Annotated in this window: 14 protein-coding genes; 5 read left to right on the top strand and 9 right to left on the bottom strand. The window is 43.6% G+C overall.

Annotated features, from left to right (window positions below; translation table 11 throughout):
- Positions 1–23: 23 nt before the first annotated feature.
- Both dsbC and xerD read right to left on the bottom strand, forming a co-directional pair.
- A complete protein-coding gene (gene dsbC, locus R7Z50_RS16465; protein ID WP_017635069.1) occupies positions 24–812 on the bottom strand; it encodes a bifunctional protein-disulfide isomerase/oxidoreductase DsbC in 789 nt (262 codons plus the stop codon).
- A gap of 59 nt (positions 813–871) precedes the next feature.
- The gene (xerD, locus tag R7Z50_RS16470; protein WP_005381788.1) at positions 872–1,789 is read right to left on the bottom strand and encodes a site-specific tyrosine recombinase XerD; all 918 of its coding nucleotides are present in this window, start codon (positions 1,787–1,789) and stop codon (positions 872–874) included.
- 157 nt (positions 1,790–1,946) lie between these two features.
- Between xerD and fldB the strand changes: the two genes are divergently transcribed.
- Positions 1,947–2,465: a flavodoxin FldB gene (gene fldB, locus R7Z50_RS16475; protein ID WP_005381790.1), complete on the top strand. Its 519-nt coding sequence runs from the start codon at positions 1,947–1,949 to the stop codon at positions 2,463–2,465.
- Positions 2,466–2,550: 85 nt separating this feature from the next.
- Here fldB and brnQ read toward each other — a convergent pair whose 3' ends face one another.
- Positions 2,551–3,861, bottom strand: a complete 1,311-nt coding sequence (gene brnQ / locus R7Z50_RS16480) for a branched-chain amino acid transport system II carrier protein (protein WP_005381792.1) — start codon at positions 3,859–3,861, stop codon at positions 2,551–2,553.
- Between the two features lie 330 nt (positions 3,862–4,191).
- Here brnQ and R7Z50_RS16485 point away from each other — a divergent pair, with 330 nt between their 5' ends.
- Both R7Z50_RS16485 and srmB read left to right on the top strand, forming a co-directional pair.
- Complete coding sequence (locus tag R7Z50_RS16485; protein ID WP_206970473.1) at positions 4,192–4,911, top strand: tRNA1(Val) (adenine(37)-N6)-methyltransferase; 720 nt, start codon at positions 4,192–4,194, stop codon at positions 4,909–4,911.
- A gap of 107 nt (positions 4,912–5,018) precedes the next feature.
- Positions 5,019–6,242: an ATP-dependent RNA helicase SrmB gene (gene srmB, locus R7Z50_RS16490; protein WP_005381797.1), complete on the top strand. Its 1,224-nt coding sequence runs from the start codon at positions 5,019–5,021 to the stop codon at positions 6,240–6,242.
- A gap of 109 nt (positions 6,243–6,351) precedes the next feature.
- Here srmB and yaaA read toward each other — a convergent pair whose 3' ends face one another.
- Positions 6,352–7,128, bottom strand: a complete 777-nt coding sequence (yaaA, locus tag R7Z50_RS16495) for a peroxide stress protein YaaA (RefSeq protein ID WP_062730737.1) — start codon at positions 7,126–7,128, stop codon at positions 6,352–6,354.
- Between the two features lie 110 nt (positions 7,129–7,238).
- Complete coding sequence (locus R7Z50_RS16500; RefSeq protein ID WP_005381800.1) at positions 7,239–8,672, bottom strand: alanine/glycine:cation symporter family protein; 1,434 nt, start codon at positions 8,670–8,672, stop codon at positions 7,239–7,241.
- A 721-nt stretch (positions 8,673–9,393) separates the two neighbouring features.
- Between R7Z50_RS16500 and R7Z50_RS16505 the strand changes: the two genes are divergently transcribed.
- Positions 9,394–9,579 (top strand): DUF3545 family protein, encoded by a 186-nt coding sequence (locus tag R7Z50_RS16505; RefSeq protein WP_005381805.1) that lies wholly within the window; start codon positions 9,394–9,396, stop codon positions 9,577–9,579.
- 236 nt (positions 9,580–9,815) lie between these two features.
- Here R7Z50_RS16505 and R7Z50_RS16510 read toward each other — a convergent pair whose 3' ends face one another.
- The 3 genes from R7Z50_RS16510 to nfo form a co-directional block, all read right to left on the bottom strand.
- Positions 9,816–10,367 (bottom strand): hemerythrin domain-containing protein, encoded by a 552-nt coding sequence (locus R7Z50_RS16510; protein WP_005381807.1) that lies wholly within the window; start codon positions 10,365–10,367, stop codon positions 9,816–9,818.
- 113 nt (positions 10,368–10,480) lie between these two features.
- Entirely contained in the window at positions 10,481–11,161 is a 681-nt protein-coding gene (gene ung / locus R7Z50_RS16515) for a uracil-DNA glycosylase (protein ID WP_005382846.1), read from the bottom strand.
- A gap of 289 nt (positions 11,162–11,450) precedes the next feature.
- Positions 11,451–12,335 (bottom strand): deoxyribonuclease IV, encoded by an 885-nt coding sequence (nfo, locus tag R7Z50_RS16520; RefSeq protein ID WP_005382844.1) that lies wholly within the window; start codon positions 12,333–12,335, stop codon positions 11,451–11,453.
- 326 nt (positions 12,336–12,661) lie between these two features.
- Between nfo and grcA the strand changes: the two genes are divergently transcribed.
- Positions 12,662–13,039: an autonomous glycyl radical cofactor GrcA gene (grcA, locus tag R7Z50_RS16525; RefSeq protein ID WP_005381814.1), complete on the top strand. Its 378-nt coding sequence runs from the start codon at positions 12,662–12,664 to the stop codon at positions 13,037–13,039.
- Positions 13,040–13,150: 111 nt separating this feature from the next.
- Here the strand turns inward: grcA and R7Z50_RS16530 are convergent, their stop codons facing one another.
- Positions 13,151–13,810, bottom strand: coding sequence for an NADPH-dependent FMN reductase (locus R7Z50_RS16530; RefSeq protein WP_065274189.1), 660 nt, complete (start codon positions 13,808–13,810; stop codon positions 13,151–13,153).
- Positions 13,811–13,871 lie beyond the last annotated feature (61 nt).

Raw genomic sequence — 13,871 nt, forward strand, 5'->3', positions numbered from 1 at the left:
TTGCCGACTCTGCTCCTAATGGATTATAGTTGCTTTAAACGTTTCAATAGCTCTGCAGGTGGTAGGTAGCCACCAACCATTTCGCCATTCGGTAAGAAGATTGCTGGCGTACCAGAAATACCCAATTGGCGACCTAGATTGTAATGCGCCTGGATGGTTTCTTTACACTGTTTCAGGTCTTTCGCAGGGTTATCAAATGTACGATTCACTTTCGCGTTGTGCATTGCCGACGCCGGATCTTCAGCACACCAAATCGTTGCCATTTGTTCTGCCACAGGGCCAGTTGCACCTTGGCGAGGGTAAGCCATGTAACGCACTGTAATACCTAGCTCATTATAGCCTTGCATTTGGCTATGCAGACGCACACAGTAACCACATGTGATATCGGTGAATACGGTCACAACGTACTTTTCATCGTCGGCTTTGTATTCGATCATGCTATCGGAGAACTGCGCAATTTTCTCGGCGTTAAGCGGCGCTTGACGCTCTGCTATGACATCTTTGTAACTGCCATCATCATTAATGGCATAAAGCGTACCGGCGATAAAATGGCTACCATCATTTGAAGCAAACAGGATCCCGCCATTGGTTTGAATTTCCAATAAGCCAGCGACGTCTGATGGTTGAATATCAACGATAGATAAACCAAGCTTTGAGAACTTAGTTTTTAATGCTGCTTCATCAAAGCCGCTTTGTGCAGCTGGCGCCACTTGTTGCGCAGGAGTCTCCGTTTGAGCCTGACTTTCTTCTGCACCACAAGCGGTAACAAAAAATGGTAAAGTCAGCAGAGTTAGTCGGCGTAATACGCTCATGAAATTCACCTTAATGTAAAATCGTTTTTCCAAGAGGACATGGATGAATCTAACCATTGTTATGCTCTTGGGTGGTGTTGACTGTGGATCTGCTTCAATCGTTCAGTCGCCACGTGAGTATAAATTTGCGTGGTCGATAAGTCACTATGTCCTAAAAGCATCTGTACGACCCTGAGATCTGCGCCATAGTTCAATAAATGCGTGGCAAAGGCATGACGCAGTACGTGCGGCGACAGCTGATCAGTATCAATCCCTGCTATCAAAGCATAGTATTTAATACGGTGCCAAAACGTCTGACGAGTCATCTGTCTTGCGCGTTTACTAGGAAAAACAATATCAGATGATGTATCACCAAGTAACGCAGGGCGCCCTTGTTGAATGAACGTCTCGATCCAATCGACCGCGTTTTCCCCCATAGGAACCAGGCGTTCTTTACCACCTTTACCAGTCACGCGCACCACCCCTTGGCGCAAGCTAACATTTTCCATGGTCAAACTGACGAGCTCTGTCACACGCAACCCTGTCGCGTAGAGTAGCTCTAGCATCGCTTTATCGCGCAATTCTATAGGGTCATTCGGGTCTGGCGCTTCGAGCAACGCGTCCACTTGCTCTTCACTAATATCTTTGGGTAAACGTTGTGGCAGTTTAGGGCTAACCAAGAGCGCACTCGGGTCATCAGCGCGCACCTTCTCACGATGCAGGTATTGAAATAAACGACGAATAGCCGACAACATACGCGCACGGGACGTCTGTTTGTAATCTAAGTCTACAAGGTGGCTTTGATATTCTTGCAAGCCAGACAAACTGATAAAATCAAGACGGTATCGATGTTTTTCCATCCACACGAGCAGCTTCATTAAATCGTTTCGGTAGGAAGCCAACGTGTTCTCTGATAGACCACGCTCCATCCACATCGCATCTAAGAATTGCTCAACAAGCGAAAAATCTTGTTGATTGACAGGCTGTTGTGCCGTCATGAATGCTTCCTTATCTGTTTATATTTACAGTATTTAGATTAAAGCACCTGCCAATCCAATACCATAAAAAATCATCCCACATAGGATATTCGCTGCAATCTTCCTCAATTTATGGTTAGAATCTTCCACAACAGCAACACAAATAACGACGAATATAATGAAAATCGGACTCTTTTACGGCTCAACGACCTGCTACACCGAAATGGCAGCAGAGAAAATTCGTACCCTTATTGGTGAAGACCTTGTCGACATTCACAATGTGAAAGAGACACCGTTATCACTAATGGCGGACTACGACTTATTACTCCTTGGCATCTCAACTTGGGATTTTGGTGAAATTCAAGAAGATTGGAACGCGATTTGGCAAGACATCGCGACCACACCACTGAAAGGCAAAGTTGTAGCGCTGTTTGGTCTGGGTGACCAAGAAGGTTACGGAGAGTGGTATTTAGATGCGATGGGCTTACTTCACGATGAATTGCAAGCCACAGGCGCAACCTTTATCGGTTACTGGCCAAATGAAGGCTACGAATTTGAAGCATCGAAAGCATTGATCGAAGATGGCAGCAAGTTTGTTGGACTTGCGTTAGATGAAGACTCACAGTACGAACTGAGTGATGAACGCATCGAAAAATGGTGTGAACAAGTTCTTGTGGAATTCCACGACACGCTTTAATAGCGCAAACACGTCATCATTAAAAAGTAAAAAGCCCGATGAAGTAATTCATCGGGCTTTTTATTATCTTGATAACGCGAAGTGATTACGCGGTTTCTTGTGCTAGCTCTGGGCGAGGTTTCGCGATGAAGAACATGCACACGATAGCCGCAAATGTTGGAAGCACCCAACCCATGCCGACTTCGAATAATGGCAACATGTTAAACGCAGAAACATCAATACCCGATACTTTTGCCGCATCAACCAACGCAAACAGCAGAGATACAAGCAGTACTGCACGGTAAGCAAAGCGTGGATTCGGCAGTTTGCTGCGCACAAATGTTAGTGCAACCAACGCAATCGCCACAGGGTACAGCGCAAACAATACTGGCACTGACAGAGAAATCAGCTGCGCAAGACCAACGTTTGCAACCAATGCACAAACAGAACCATTAATCAGTACCCATTGCTTGTATGACAGTGGTGTTTTCGAGCTGAAGAAATCTGAACACGCAGAAATCAAGCCAATCGCGGTTGTCAGACACGCTAGCAATACGATGACAGACAGAACGATTTGACCGTATGGACCAAACAACGCTTGAACGTATTGGCTAAGCACTAGGCCACCATTATCAGCACCAGCAGCAACCGTTGCACTCGTCGCACCTAAGTAAAATAGTGAGATGTAAACAAACGCAAGACCAGCAGCAGCAATACAACCTGCATAGATCAGATATTTAGTAGTTGCAGAGCGCTCAGTAATGCCTTTACCGCGCAGTGCATCAACCATCAGCATGCCAAACATCAATGACGCGAACGTATCCATTGTGTTGTAGCCTTCTAAGAAGCCTTTGGTCAGAGGCTGCGTTAGGTATTCACCGTGCGCGCCAATCATATCGCCCTGAGGATCAAGGAAGACAGCGACAGCAAGAATGATCAAACCAACGAACAATGCTGGTGTCAGTACTTTACCGATGAGATCGATCAAACGGCCTTGGAACCATGAGAACATCATTGCTGCGATAAAGAAGATCACTGAGAACGCTGTCAGATGCGTTTGTGACGCCTCAAGGAAGAAAGGTTTCACCGCCATCTCGTAAGCCACTAGGCCAGTACGAGGCGCTGCAAACGCAGGACCAATGATGATGAAAATCAGTGCAGCCATAAGAACTGCCGCTTTTTTCGGAAGATCTTGCGTCAAGTGATCCCAAGAACCACCAGCAACAGCAATAGCAACGATAGTAATAAGAGGTAGACCTACCGCTGTTAGCAAGAAACCAAACATAGCTGGCATTAAGTTTTCACCCGCTAACTGACCCGCTAGAGGTGGAAAGATAATATTGCCCGCACCTAAAAAGAACGCAAATAGCATAAAGCCTACTGCGATAATATCTGTTAGTTTTAACGTCTGCTTCACAGATAACCCTTGTCTTTTAATTAATGAATGTTGTGTATGCTTAGACCACTTTTTGTATACCTAAAGTCAATAAGTACACGTGGTTCAATCTATAAAATTTTCGCCGCATAATGACGAAAGACTCATCATTTGGCAACCTTTAAGAAAAAAACACCATATTAATTTAGTTTTCAAACTTAAAAGCAGTGGATATAACCAGATCCAAATAACAGACCAGTTCTTTATCTCGATCAATTAACAATACAATTTAATAACCAACAAAACAACAATCTATACAATTAATAAACAATAGAGTAATCCACTTAATTATTGAGCAAATATAAAACAATCATGAAGAACAAAAAACTGAAAACTAAAGGTTTCAATTTTAAGCAATTTTGTATTGAGGGCGGCGAGAGTGGTATGCCAGTCAGCACAGATGGGGTAATGCTTGGTGCTTGGATTCAAAGCCCTAACGACGCTAAAATTCTCGATATTGGCACTGGCACTGGCCTGCTTGCCCTGATGTGTGCTCAACGCTTTACGGAAGCTCAAATAACCGCGGTCGATATCGAATTAACAGCCGTTGCTGCCGCGCAAAAAAATATGGTCCAGTCTCCTTGGTCAGATCGTGTAAGTGTGCATCACACCGACATACTGCACTTTACGCCGACACATTCATTCCAACGCATCATTTGTAACCCGCCCTACTTCAACAGCGGCGAGCAATCGAAACACAGTCAACGTGCAACCGCGAGGCACACTGATACGCTAGGCCATAACGCATTGCTACAGCGTTGCTATCATTTGCTTGATGACGAAGGGAGAGCTAGTTTTGTGTTGCCAATCACCGAAGGCGAGCAGTTCATTGAGCTAGCATTAAACCAAGGTTGGTATCTATCGAGGATCTGTCGTGTGCAACCATCAGAAAAGAAACCAGTACACCGACTGTTATTTGAACTGTCAAAACGACCTTGCGATTTGCAGACGTCACATTTAATTATCCGTTCAAATGACGGCTATAGTGATGATTTCATCCAGTTAACCCGCGAGTTTTATCTTAAGATGTGAAATAACATGTGATCCTTATCACCAATCACTTTATAATGTGCGACCTTTTTGTATTCTATGCTGTTGTGGCGAACCATTAACCAAGCTTTGCTTGTGGAGAACTCATTGTGATCAGAACCTTTGCTGAACTTGATCTAGACCAAAACCTACTTGAAGCCATTGAAGAGATGGGTTACGAACGCCCAACAAAAATTCAGGCAGAAGCGATTCCACAAGCGTTGGACGGTCGTGACATTCTAGCGTCAGCGCCAACAGGAACTGGTAAAACGGCCGCCTTCGTCCTGCCAGCATTGCAATACTTGCAAGACTTCCCTCGTCGTAAGCCTGGGCCTGCGCGTATTTTGATCCTAACGCCTACTCGCGAACTGGCGATGCAAATTGCCGATCAAGCACGTGCTTTGGCAAAAAATACCAAACTCAACATTTTCACCATCACTGGTGGTGTTCAGTACCAAGAGCACGCCGACATCCTTGCAACAACGCAAGACATTGTGGTTGCGACACCTGGCCGTTTAAAAGAATACATTGATGCAGAACGTTTTGATTGTCGTGCAATCGAATGGTTAATCCTTGATGAAGCAGACCGTATGCTAGATATGGGTTTTGCTCCTACTGTCGATCGCCTATCTAACGAATGTCGCTGGCGTAAGCAAACCCTTCTGTTCTCAGCAACGTTAGAAGGGAAAGGCGTAGAAGGCTTTACCGCTGATCTGTTGAATGACCCAGCAGAAATTGATGCAAAATCACCGCTGCGTGAGCGTAAGAAAATTGCTCAGTGGTATCACCGAGCTGATGATGCTGAACACAAACTGGAATTACTAAAACACATTATTACTCAGCAAGCTGAGCGCACTATCGTCTTTTTAAAGACTCGTGAGCGTTTGGCTGAGCTACGAGCGCAGCTTGAAAGTGCACAGATTCCATGTTCTTGGATTCAAGGTGAAATGCCGCAAGATCGTCGTAACAATGCGATTTCTCGCTTCCGCGATGGTACTGTGAACGTGCTGCTAGCGACGGACGTTGCTGCGCGTGGTATCGATCTTCCGGATGTATCACACGTTATCAACTACGACATGCCGCGCACGGCTGATGTTTACCTTCACCGTATTGGCCGTACGGCTCGCGCAGGTAAGAAAGGTAACGCTATCTCAATCGTAGAAGCACACGACCAACCAATGATGGATCGCGTTGCGCGCTACGTGAAAGAAGACATCAAAGAGCGTTTCGTGAAAGAGATGCGTCCTAAACACAAAAAGCCTGTGTTTAAGAAGAAAAAGAAAAAAGACGACAAGAAAAAAGTAGCGAAAAAGAAAACCGCTAAGAAGAAGTAATCTTGTTGGAGCCAAGTAGCTCAAGCTAGAAAATAACAAAGGGTTGGCAATGCCAACCCTTTTTCGTTTGTGCTGATAGAGATTAACGTCGATTACGTCTCAATCAGCTTTATTTTTGCTCTTCACGTTTAAATACTAACTCTGTTGGCGTCGATTCATCTTCCACAAAGTAGTAACCCGCCGTATCAAACTTAGTCAGGTCTGCCACGCTCTCAACACGGTTTTCAATGATGTAACGCGCCATCATACCGCGCGCTTTCTTCGCGTAAAAACTGATGACCTTGTATTGACCATTCTTACAATCTTTGAATACTGGCGTGATCACTTGCGCATCTAAATTCTTTGGCTTAACCGCTTTAAAGTATTCATTTGATGCAAGGTTGATAAGGACATTATCACCTTGAGCAGAAATCGCTTCGTTAAGCTTGTCCGTAATTACATTGCCCCAAAACTGGTACAAGTTCGTACCCTTGTCGTTTGCAAGCTTGGTACCCATTTCAAGACGGTATGGCTGCATCAAATCAAGTGGTTTTAGTAAACCATAAAGGCCCGATAGCATACGCAGATGATCTTGAGCATATTTGAAGTCCGCTTCAGATAAACTTTCGGCGTCTAGCCCTGTGTAAACGTCACCTTTAAATGCAAGAATGGCTTGTCGTGAGTTTTCCGTGGTAAACGTTTCACTCCACTCTTGGAATCGGCCCACATTTAAATCGGCAATCTTGTCGCTCACTTTCATTAAAGAGGCAACATCAGCAGGAGTCAGTTTGCGGCAAACATCAATAAGCTCTTTTGAGTATTCGACCAACTCAGGTTGAGTAAATTTTTCTGTCGCTAACGGAGACTCGTAATCAAGAGTCTTCGCTGGAGAAACTACGATAAGCATGACTTTCCCTTCTCTAATTTTGTTTTTAATAGGGTACAAAAAAAGCCATGCATTGTCTGCATGGCTTTTTACATCGTACTAATAGCTTTCAACTATGAGTGATAGCTCACTTAGTCTTTTTTATCGTTGTACCAAATGCCTTCTTCAAGCTGAGATTTCAGCTCAGGGAAGTCATTCGCATCAAATGTTGGCACTTTGCCTTCACCAAGCTGGCGGTTGTAATCTTTTGCCAGTTTAATCACGATGCCAGATAGCAAGATGATCGCCACCAAGTTGACTATCGCCATCAGACCCATAGAGACGTCAGCAAGCGACCATACGACTGGTAACGAAGCTAGTGCACCAAACATCACCATACCAAGAACAATAACGCGGAAAATGCTTAAGCCCGCTTTGTGATTGTGCTCTAGGAAGATTAAGTTCGTTTCAGCGTACGAGTAGTTTGCAATGATTGAAGTAAACGCAAAGAAGAAGATTGCCACAGCAACAAAAATGCCGCCCCAATCGCCAACTTGTGAGCTCAATGCACGCTGAGTTAGCTCGATACCCGTCACTTCTGTTGCTTGACCGACATACTCACCAGACATCAGGATGATAGCCACTGTTGCAGAACAGATAACGATCGTATCCATGAACACGCCTAGCATCTGTACGTAACCTTGAGACGCTGGGTGTGGTGGGTAAGGTGTTGCTGAAGCTGCCGCGTTAGGTGCAGAACCCATACCTGCTTCATTCGAGAATAGACCGCGCTTGATACCGTTAATCATTGCCTGTGCAATTGCGTAGCCAAGACCACCTGCTGCTGCTTCTTGCAGACCAAATGCACTCTTAAAGATAAGCATCAATACATCAGGTAATTTCTCTAGGTTAGAGAACATGATGAACAGCGCTAGGGCTAGATAAAGTAGTGCCATGATCGGAACGATCATCTCAGCAACTCTTGCGATACGCTTGATGCCACCGAAAATAACAATTGCAGACAGTAAAACAACGGCAATACCGACATACAGGTTATTCCAACCAAATGCGTTGCTCATTGCATTGGCAATTGAGTTAGCTTGTACGGCGTTGAATACCAAACCAAAAGCGATGATTAGGAAAACTGAGAACAACACGCCCATCCAACGCATGCCCAGGCCTTTTTCCATGTAGTAGGCAGGGCCACCACGGTAGTTGCCATCATCATCTTTGGTTTTGTATAGCTGCGCCAGTGTGCTCTCAGCAAACGATGTTGCCATACCAAGCATTGCAATCAGCCACATCCAGAAGATCGCACCAGGACCACCCGCAGTCAATGCAACTGCAACGCCCGCCATGTTACCTGTACCAACACGTGCAGCAAGACTAGTACAAAGCGCTTGGAAAGAGGAAATACCAGCTTTGTCTGCTTTACGGCTGTTCTTAAGAACAGAGAACATGTGGCCGAAATGGCGGAACTGAATGAACCCTAATCGAACGGTGAAGTAAATACCAACACCAACAAGAAGATAAACCAGAATCGAGCCCCAGAGGAGATCGTTCATCAAATTGATTAAGTCTGTCATGTGTACCTCAAAGTGAGTTGCGCCAGTCTATGCGTCCTAGCCATCCACCAAATTGCCTGCTAAGTGTCAAAGTGTGCTTAGCTTTTTAAGTAATGTTTATGGGCAATCTAGAATCGTAAACGTCGCTTCATGCATCCATTTTACGTACCAGCGTATTTTTTGACGGGCGGATAATGCAACCTAGGAGCGCAAAAATCAATATGCAACAATAAGAATAACATTGTTATTTTTCACTATAAAGTCACCAAAAAATAACATAAATAGAAGACTTAACACTCAAACTGCGCAACATTTCAATTACCAAACACCAACATAAATAATTATTCTTCATTAAATGGAATGGTAAACTGTATAAACAAGAACAAGCTAGTATTCACAAGGTGTTACATAAATTTACGCTAGTGACTTACCATCTAATTGAACACTATTTCATCAAACTGATTTTATGCAACTTTAACCTTTGCGCAGTGCACCCATTCATCAAATCGAATTAACATAGAAAATCTCTCTATTTAATCGTTTTCTTGAGATCGTTTGTGCATTTTTTATCCACATCGTTGCAATAAAAAGTGTGATTTTGAGAATATTTTTGCACGAAAATGTCATGCTACCGACACAAATGCGAAATATATCATGGTTATTCTCACGGCTATTGTGGTACTTAAAAAACTCCACAAGGACTGGTTACAACAGTTTAGCTTAAGAAAGGTAAAGGTGGCTTATGGAAGGCTTTCAACTAGATGACATTTTTAATCTGGATACTACCTCAACAACCAAATCTCGTGCCAAACCAGTAAAGCGAAAGTGGCGTGAAATAGAAGAGATGAACGACAGACGCAATTTGCTTAAAGAGCTGCGCGAACTTGATGTCTGTACCGATTATAACTTGGAAGACATTAAACTCTAATTCAAACAAAAGGCACCTTACAGGTGCCTTTTGTTTTTTGTTTACGGTCACCGTAAACACCGTGAGTTTATGTACCAAGGTTTAAGTATGAATACCATTATTACTCAATGAGAATCTTCCGTACTTTTTGCCGAGAAATATGCACACTAAATTTTCGGTTGATTCCCAATAAATAAGAAATGTATCTCACAAACCCGAGAGACGGCTTTCGCTCGCTCAGATTTCATCATTCAGTCTTAAACATACTCAGTATCACTTTGACGAACACGTTCGGCCAACTGCTTATAACGATCAGCAATCGTGTCACCAAACACAGGATCATCCTCACTGACGCTCCATAAGCTCTCGACATGCTGCCAATCTTCTGTGGTAAATAACTCTTCAATGAGAGGCAAAATTTTTCGCTCTTCTAGCTCCAAGTGGTGCCTTTGCGATTCTATGAAATCTTCTAGGTGAGCGACAAACATGTCTTGTGGCACAACAGCATCCTGAAGGATCATCTCTATCACGGATGAAAACTCTCTGGTTTTACTCGCTAACTCTAGATGTTCTTTCTCTAAATTTTCCATGGTTTGTTGCTTACCATAGTGTTCAAGAAAGTGGTGATAGAGGATATCTTCTTTCGGGTGGTGTACTTTCTCCGAATGATTAGAGAGGTAATCAACAATCTCGCTTACTAACGCATAGTTGATTACACGTTCTTTTTTTATCTCATTAAGCTTATGGCGCAGTATCGCCAACAGACGAACCATATAACCATGTTCGCGTCGAATTCTTTCGATCATCATAGCGTCTCTCCTTAACACCTACTTTTAGTAAGTGTACATGAGAAATTTACTATCAGCCTCGAGCGTGCTCAAAAAAACAGCGATCATACCATCCATGATCGCTGTCTCTTCATTTATACCGTTAATGGCAAATGCCAGTTAATTGGTGCTTTTTCTTGTGATGTAAGCAACTGGTTTGCTTGAGAGAAATGCTTACAACCGAAAAAGCCTCGATGTGCAGAAAGTGGCGATGGGTGTGGGGCAGCTAACACATGGTGCTTATTGCGATCGATAAAACGACCTTTCTTCTGCGCGTGTGACCCCCACAGCAAGAACACTACACCTTCTTGATGCTGATTAATGGCTTCAATCACTCGATCAGTAAACGTTTCCCAACCTGTCTTTGAATGTGAATGCGCTTTACCTTGCTCCACCGTTAATACCGTATTGAGTAACAATACGCCTTGTTCAGCCCAGCTTTGCAAAAAACCATGCTGAGGGATTTGGAAACCTTCAATATCTTGCGCCAGCTCTTTATACATATTAACCAGTGACGGTGGCGTTTTAATGCCAGGAAGTACAGAGAAACACAGGCCATGCGCCTGATTTGGGCCGTGGTATGGGTCTTGTCCTAGAATCACGACCTTAACGTCTTTGAACTCGGTAAAACGAAACGCGTTAAAGACATCTTTTGCGGGAGGAAAAATAGCTTTGCCTGCGGCGCGTTCGGCTTCAACAAAATTCAAGGTGTCTACAAAGTAGCTCTGCTTTTTCTCTTCGCCGATCACATCGTGCCAAGTGGGTGACTGATTCATGGAAAGTTCCTGTCCTAAATTTTGCTTCTATTCTAACGAGCGAAACTCAAACAAACAAAAACTTACCACGAACTTGAGACAAGTAATAAAAGACTAATGCTTCTGTGGCGTTCGAAAATGCCCCTGTCCGGTAATGTGACGATTAGGCATCGGTAAGCGAAGCACGCGACGAGTGAAAGCATAAGGAGTAAAAGAGAGTGGTCGAGACATGTTGGCATCCTTCTTTGCTAATTCAGAGATTGATGTTCAATGACTAAGAAAGAAAGGTGCCAACTTTGTGGTTACGCCATTAACTGGCAATGGCCGCTAAATGGAATTGACGCAATGTGTTGATCTCTTGCTGCCAAATATCTGGATCAATTGTTTCCAAAATCAGAGGGATACCATCAAAACGAGGGTCTTTCGCGATGTACTCAAAGCAATCCCACCCGATCTCTCCTTTACCTAGCGAATGGTGGCGATCTACTTTGCTGGCAAACTCTACTTTTGAATCATTTAGATGCATTGCTCTTAAATAGTGCATACCTACGATACGGTCGAACTCTGCAAAGGTGCGCTCGCAATCTTCTTTTGTACGTAAGTCATAACCAGCCGTAAAGGTATGGCAGGTATCAATACAAACGCCGACACGATCTTTATCTTCCACTTGCTCGATGATTTCAGCAAGGTGCTCAAACTTCCAGCCTAAGTTAGTGCCTTGACCTGCCGTATTCTCGATAACAGCGATCACATTCGGCACCGCTTTATGCGCAAGATTGATCGACTCGGCGATCGTTGCGAGGCACTCCTGTTCAGAGACTTTCTTTAGGTGACTACCCGGGTGGAAGTTAAGCAAAGTCAGCCCTAACTGATTACAACGCTCCATTTCATCAATAAATGCCGCGCGGGATTTATTCAGCTTTTCTTCTTCCGGCGCACCCAAGTTAATCAGATAAGAATCATGGGGAAGAATATGTTCTGCTCCGAAACCCAGCATTTTACAGTTCGCTTTAAACGCACTGATGGTTTTTGCTTCTAAAGGCTTCGCCACCCACTGGCGTTGGTTTTTTGTAAATAGTGCGAATGCATTCGCGCCAATTTCACGAGCTCTCAACGGAGCTTGATCGACCCCACCAGCAGCAGAGACATGTGCACCAATGAGTTTATTCCCAAGCTTGTTTTTCATGTTTGTCATTTAATCACTTTAGACTTTCAGTATTGCTACCTAAATACAGATAGTTGCGTTAACCAGTTTAAACTTTAATCTCAATTTGTAGTAAATTTACAACAAAATTAGTTATTAAATATTTTTTATATTATCAAATAAATTGTAATTAGTTTGTTTTCAAAGGTTTTATTGATTTAACTCAATAAAATTACCTTAATAAAAATAATGTTTTTGGTTGTTTTTTGACTTAAATCAATATTAAAATAGTGGATATTAGCTATATAATACTCAGCTCAACGAAAATTCGAAAATTAACACCAATAATCACCACGTAAGTGGTCTAGGAGATAGTGATGATCCAAGGTATCCAAATTACAAAAGCGGCAAACGACGACCTACTAAACTCTATCTGGCTATTAGATAGCGAAAAAAATGAAGCTCGTTGTGTTGCTGCAACTGCTGGCTACGAAGCAGACCAAGTTATCGCAATCAGCGACCTAGGTGAATACGAAAGCCGTGAAGTTGCAATCGAAACTGCTCCTCGTATCGAAGGCGGCCAACACCTAAACGTGAACGTGCTTAAACGCGAAACACTAGAAGATGCAGTTGCACACCCAGAGAAATACCCACAACTAACTATTCGTGTTTCTGGTTACGCAGTACGTTTTAACTCGCTAACTCCAGAGCAACAACGTGATGTAATCGCTCGTACTTTTACTGAGACTCTATAATCTCTCAGTAAACTAGCTCGCTAGAATTTAAAAAGCTTGGTCAGCAATGACCAAGCTTTTTTTGTTTCAGAATCCTTCTAAACCCTTTCTATAATGGAAAGCAACTCGCCTCTAAGGTGCATTTCTTTGCGAAGGATCTTTCTGAAACGCTTGCGCTAAAGAGGTTGGATCACGCCTATCTCTTTGCAGTGACGCCCCTTCTGCCCACCAAATCAATTGATGCATAGTGCGATTCATATAGTTGTCCCACTGCGTCTGCTCCGACTCATCCTCAGCAACGCCCTGTTCATCAAACACTTCTTGCGCTTTCGGAATGTGGATCATCGCAGAGACAGGTAAACATCCAAGTTCAGATAAGAAGGTACGCATAGAAACGGCAGCTCTAACACCACCCCATTGTCCGGCAGAATAGGTCACGATAGCACTCGGCTTGTAAGAAAACAGCGAACTGCCGAAATGGTTAAGCATGTTCGCCAAAGCAGGACTCATCGAATGGTTATATTCCGGGCTAACCATCACATACCCATCCGCATGTTTGATTTTGTCTGCCAGCTCACTTAGGTGCTGCGGAACTTTAGAGCGGTGATAAGCAAACTCGGGCTTAAACACATCGCCAAAGTCGTAATTCAAAGGGTCGATGATTTCGACCATATGTTGCGAATGTTGACTCGCGATGAGTTTTTCACACGCTTTACTGACTCGCATTCCTAAACGGGCTGGTCGTGGTGGCGTGCTGTTTCTCACTGAGCCAAGAAAAATCAAAAAATGCATGCTTCTCTTTCTATCTCATTTAGTTAAGTTCGTTTCTCAATCATAAAGAGAGTCACAACTT

This window comes from Vibrio sp. 1249-1 (assembly GCF_033340495.1).

Coding starts and splice junctions, on each gene's coding strand:
- dsbC (WP_017635069.1), bottom strand. CDS start 812: ATGAGCGTATTACGCCGACTAACTCTGCTGACTTTACCATTTTTTGTT.
- R7Z50_RS16510 (WP_005381807.1), bottom strand. CDS start 10,367: ATGATGATCGAAAGAATTCGACGCGAACATGGTTATATGGTTCGTCTG.
- R7Z50_RS16505 (WP_005381805.1), top strand. CDS start 9,394: ATGGAAGGCTTTCAACTAGATGACATTTTTAATCTGGATACTACCTCA.
- ung (WP_005382846.1), bottom strand. CDS start 11,161: ATGAATCAGTCACCCACTTGGCACGATGTGATCGGCGAAGAGAAAAAG.
- xerD (WP_005381788.1), bottom strand. CDS start 1,789: ATGACGGCACAACAGCCTGTCAATCAACAAGATTTTTCGCTTGTTGAG.
- R7Z50_RS16485 (WP_206970473.1), top strand. CDS start 4,192: ATGAAGAACAAAAAACTGAAAACTAAAGGTTTCAATTTTAAGCAATTT.
- grcA (WP_005381814.1), top strand. CDS start 12,662: ATGATCCAAGGTATCCAAATTACAAAAGCGGCAAACGACGACCTACTA.
- R7Z50_RS16500 (WP_005381800.1), bottom strand. CDS start 8,672: ATGACAGACTTAATCAATTTGATGAACGATCTCCTCTGGGGCTCGATT.
- yaaA (WP_062730737.1), bottom strand. CDS start 7,128: ATGCTTATCGTAGTTTCTCCAGCGAAGACTCTTGATTACGAGTCTCCG.
- nfo (WP_005382844.1), bottom strand. CDS start 12,335: ATGACAAACATGAAAAACAAGCTTGGGAATAAACTCATTGGTGCACAT.
- R7Z50_RS16530 (WP_065274189.1), bottom strand. CDS start 13,810: ATGCATTTTTTGATTTTTCTTGGCTCAGTGAGAAACAGCACGCCACCA.
- fldB (WP_005381790.1), top strand. CDS start 1,947: ATGAAAATCGGACTCTTTTACGGCTCAACGACCTGCTACACCGAAATG.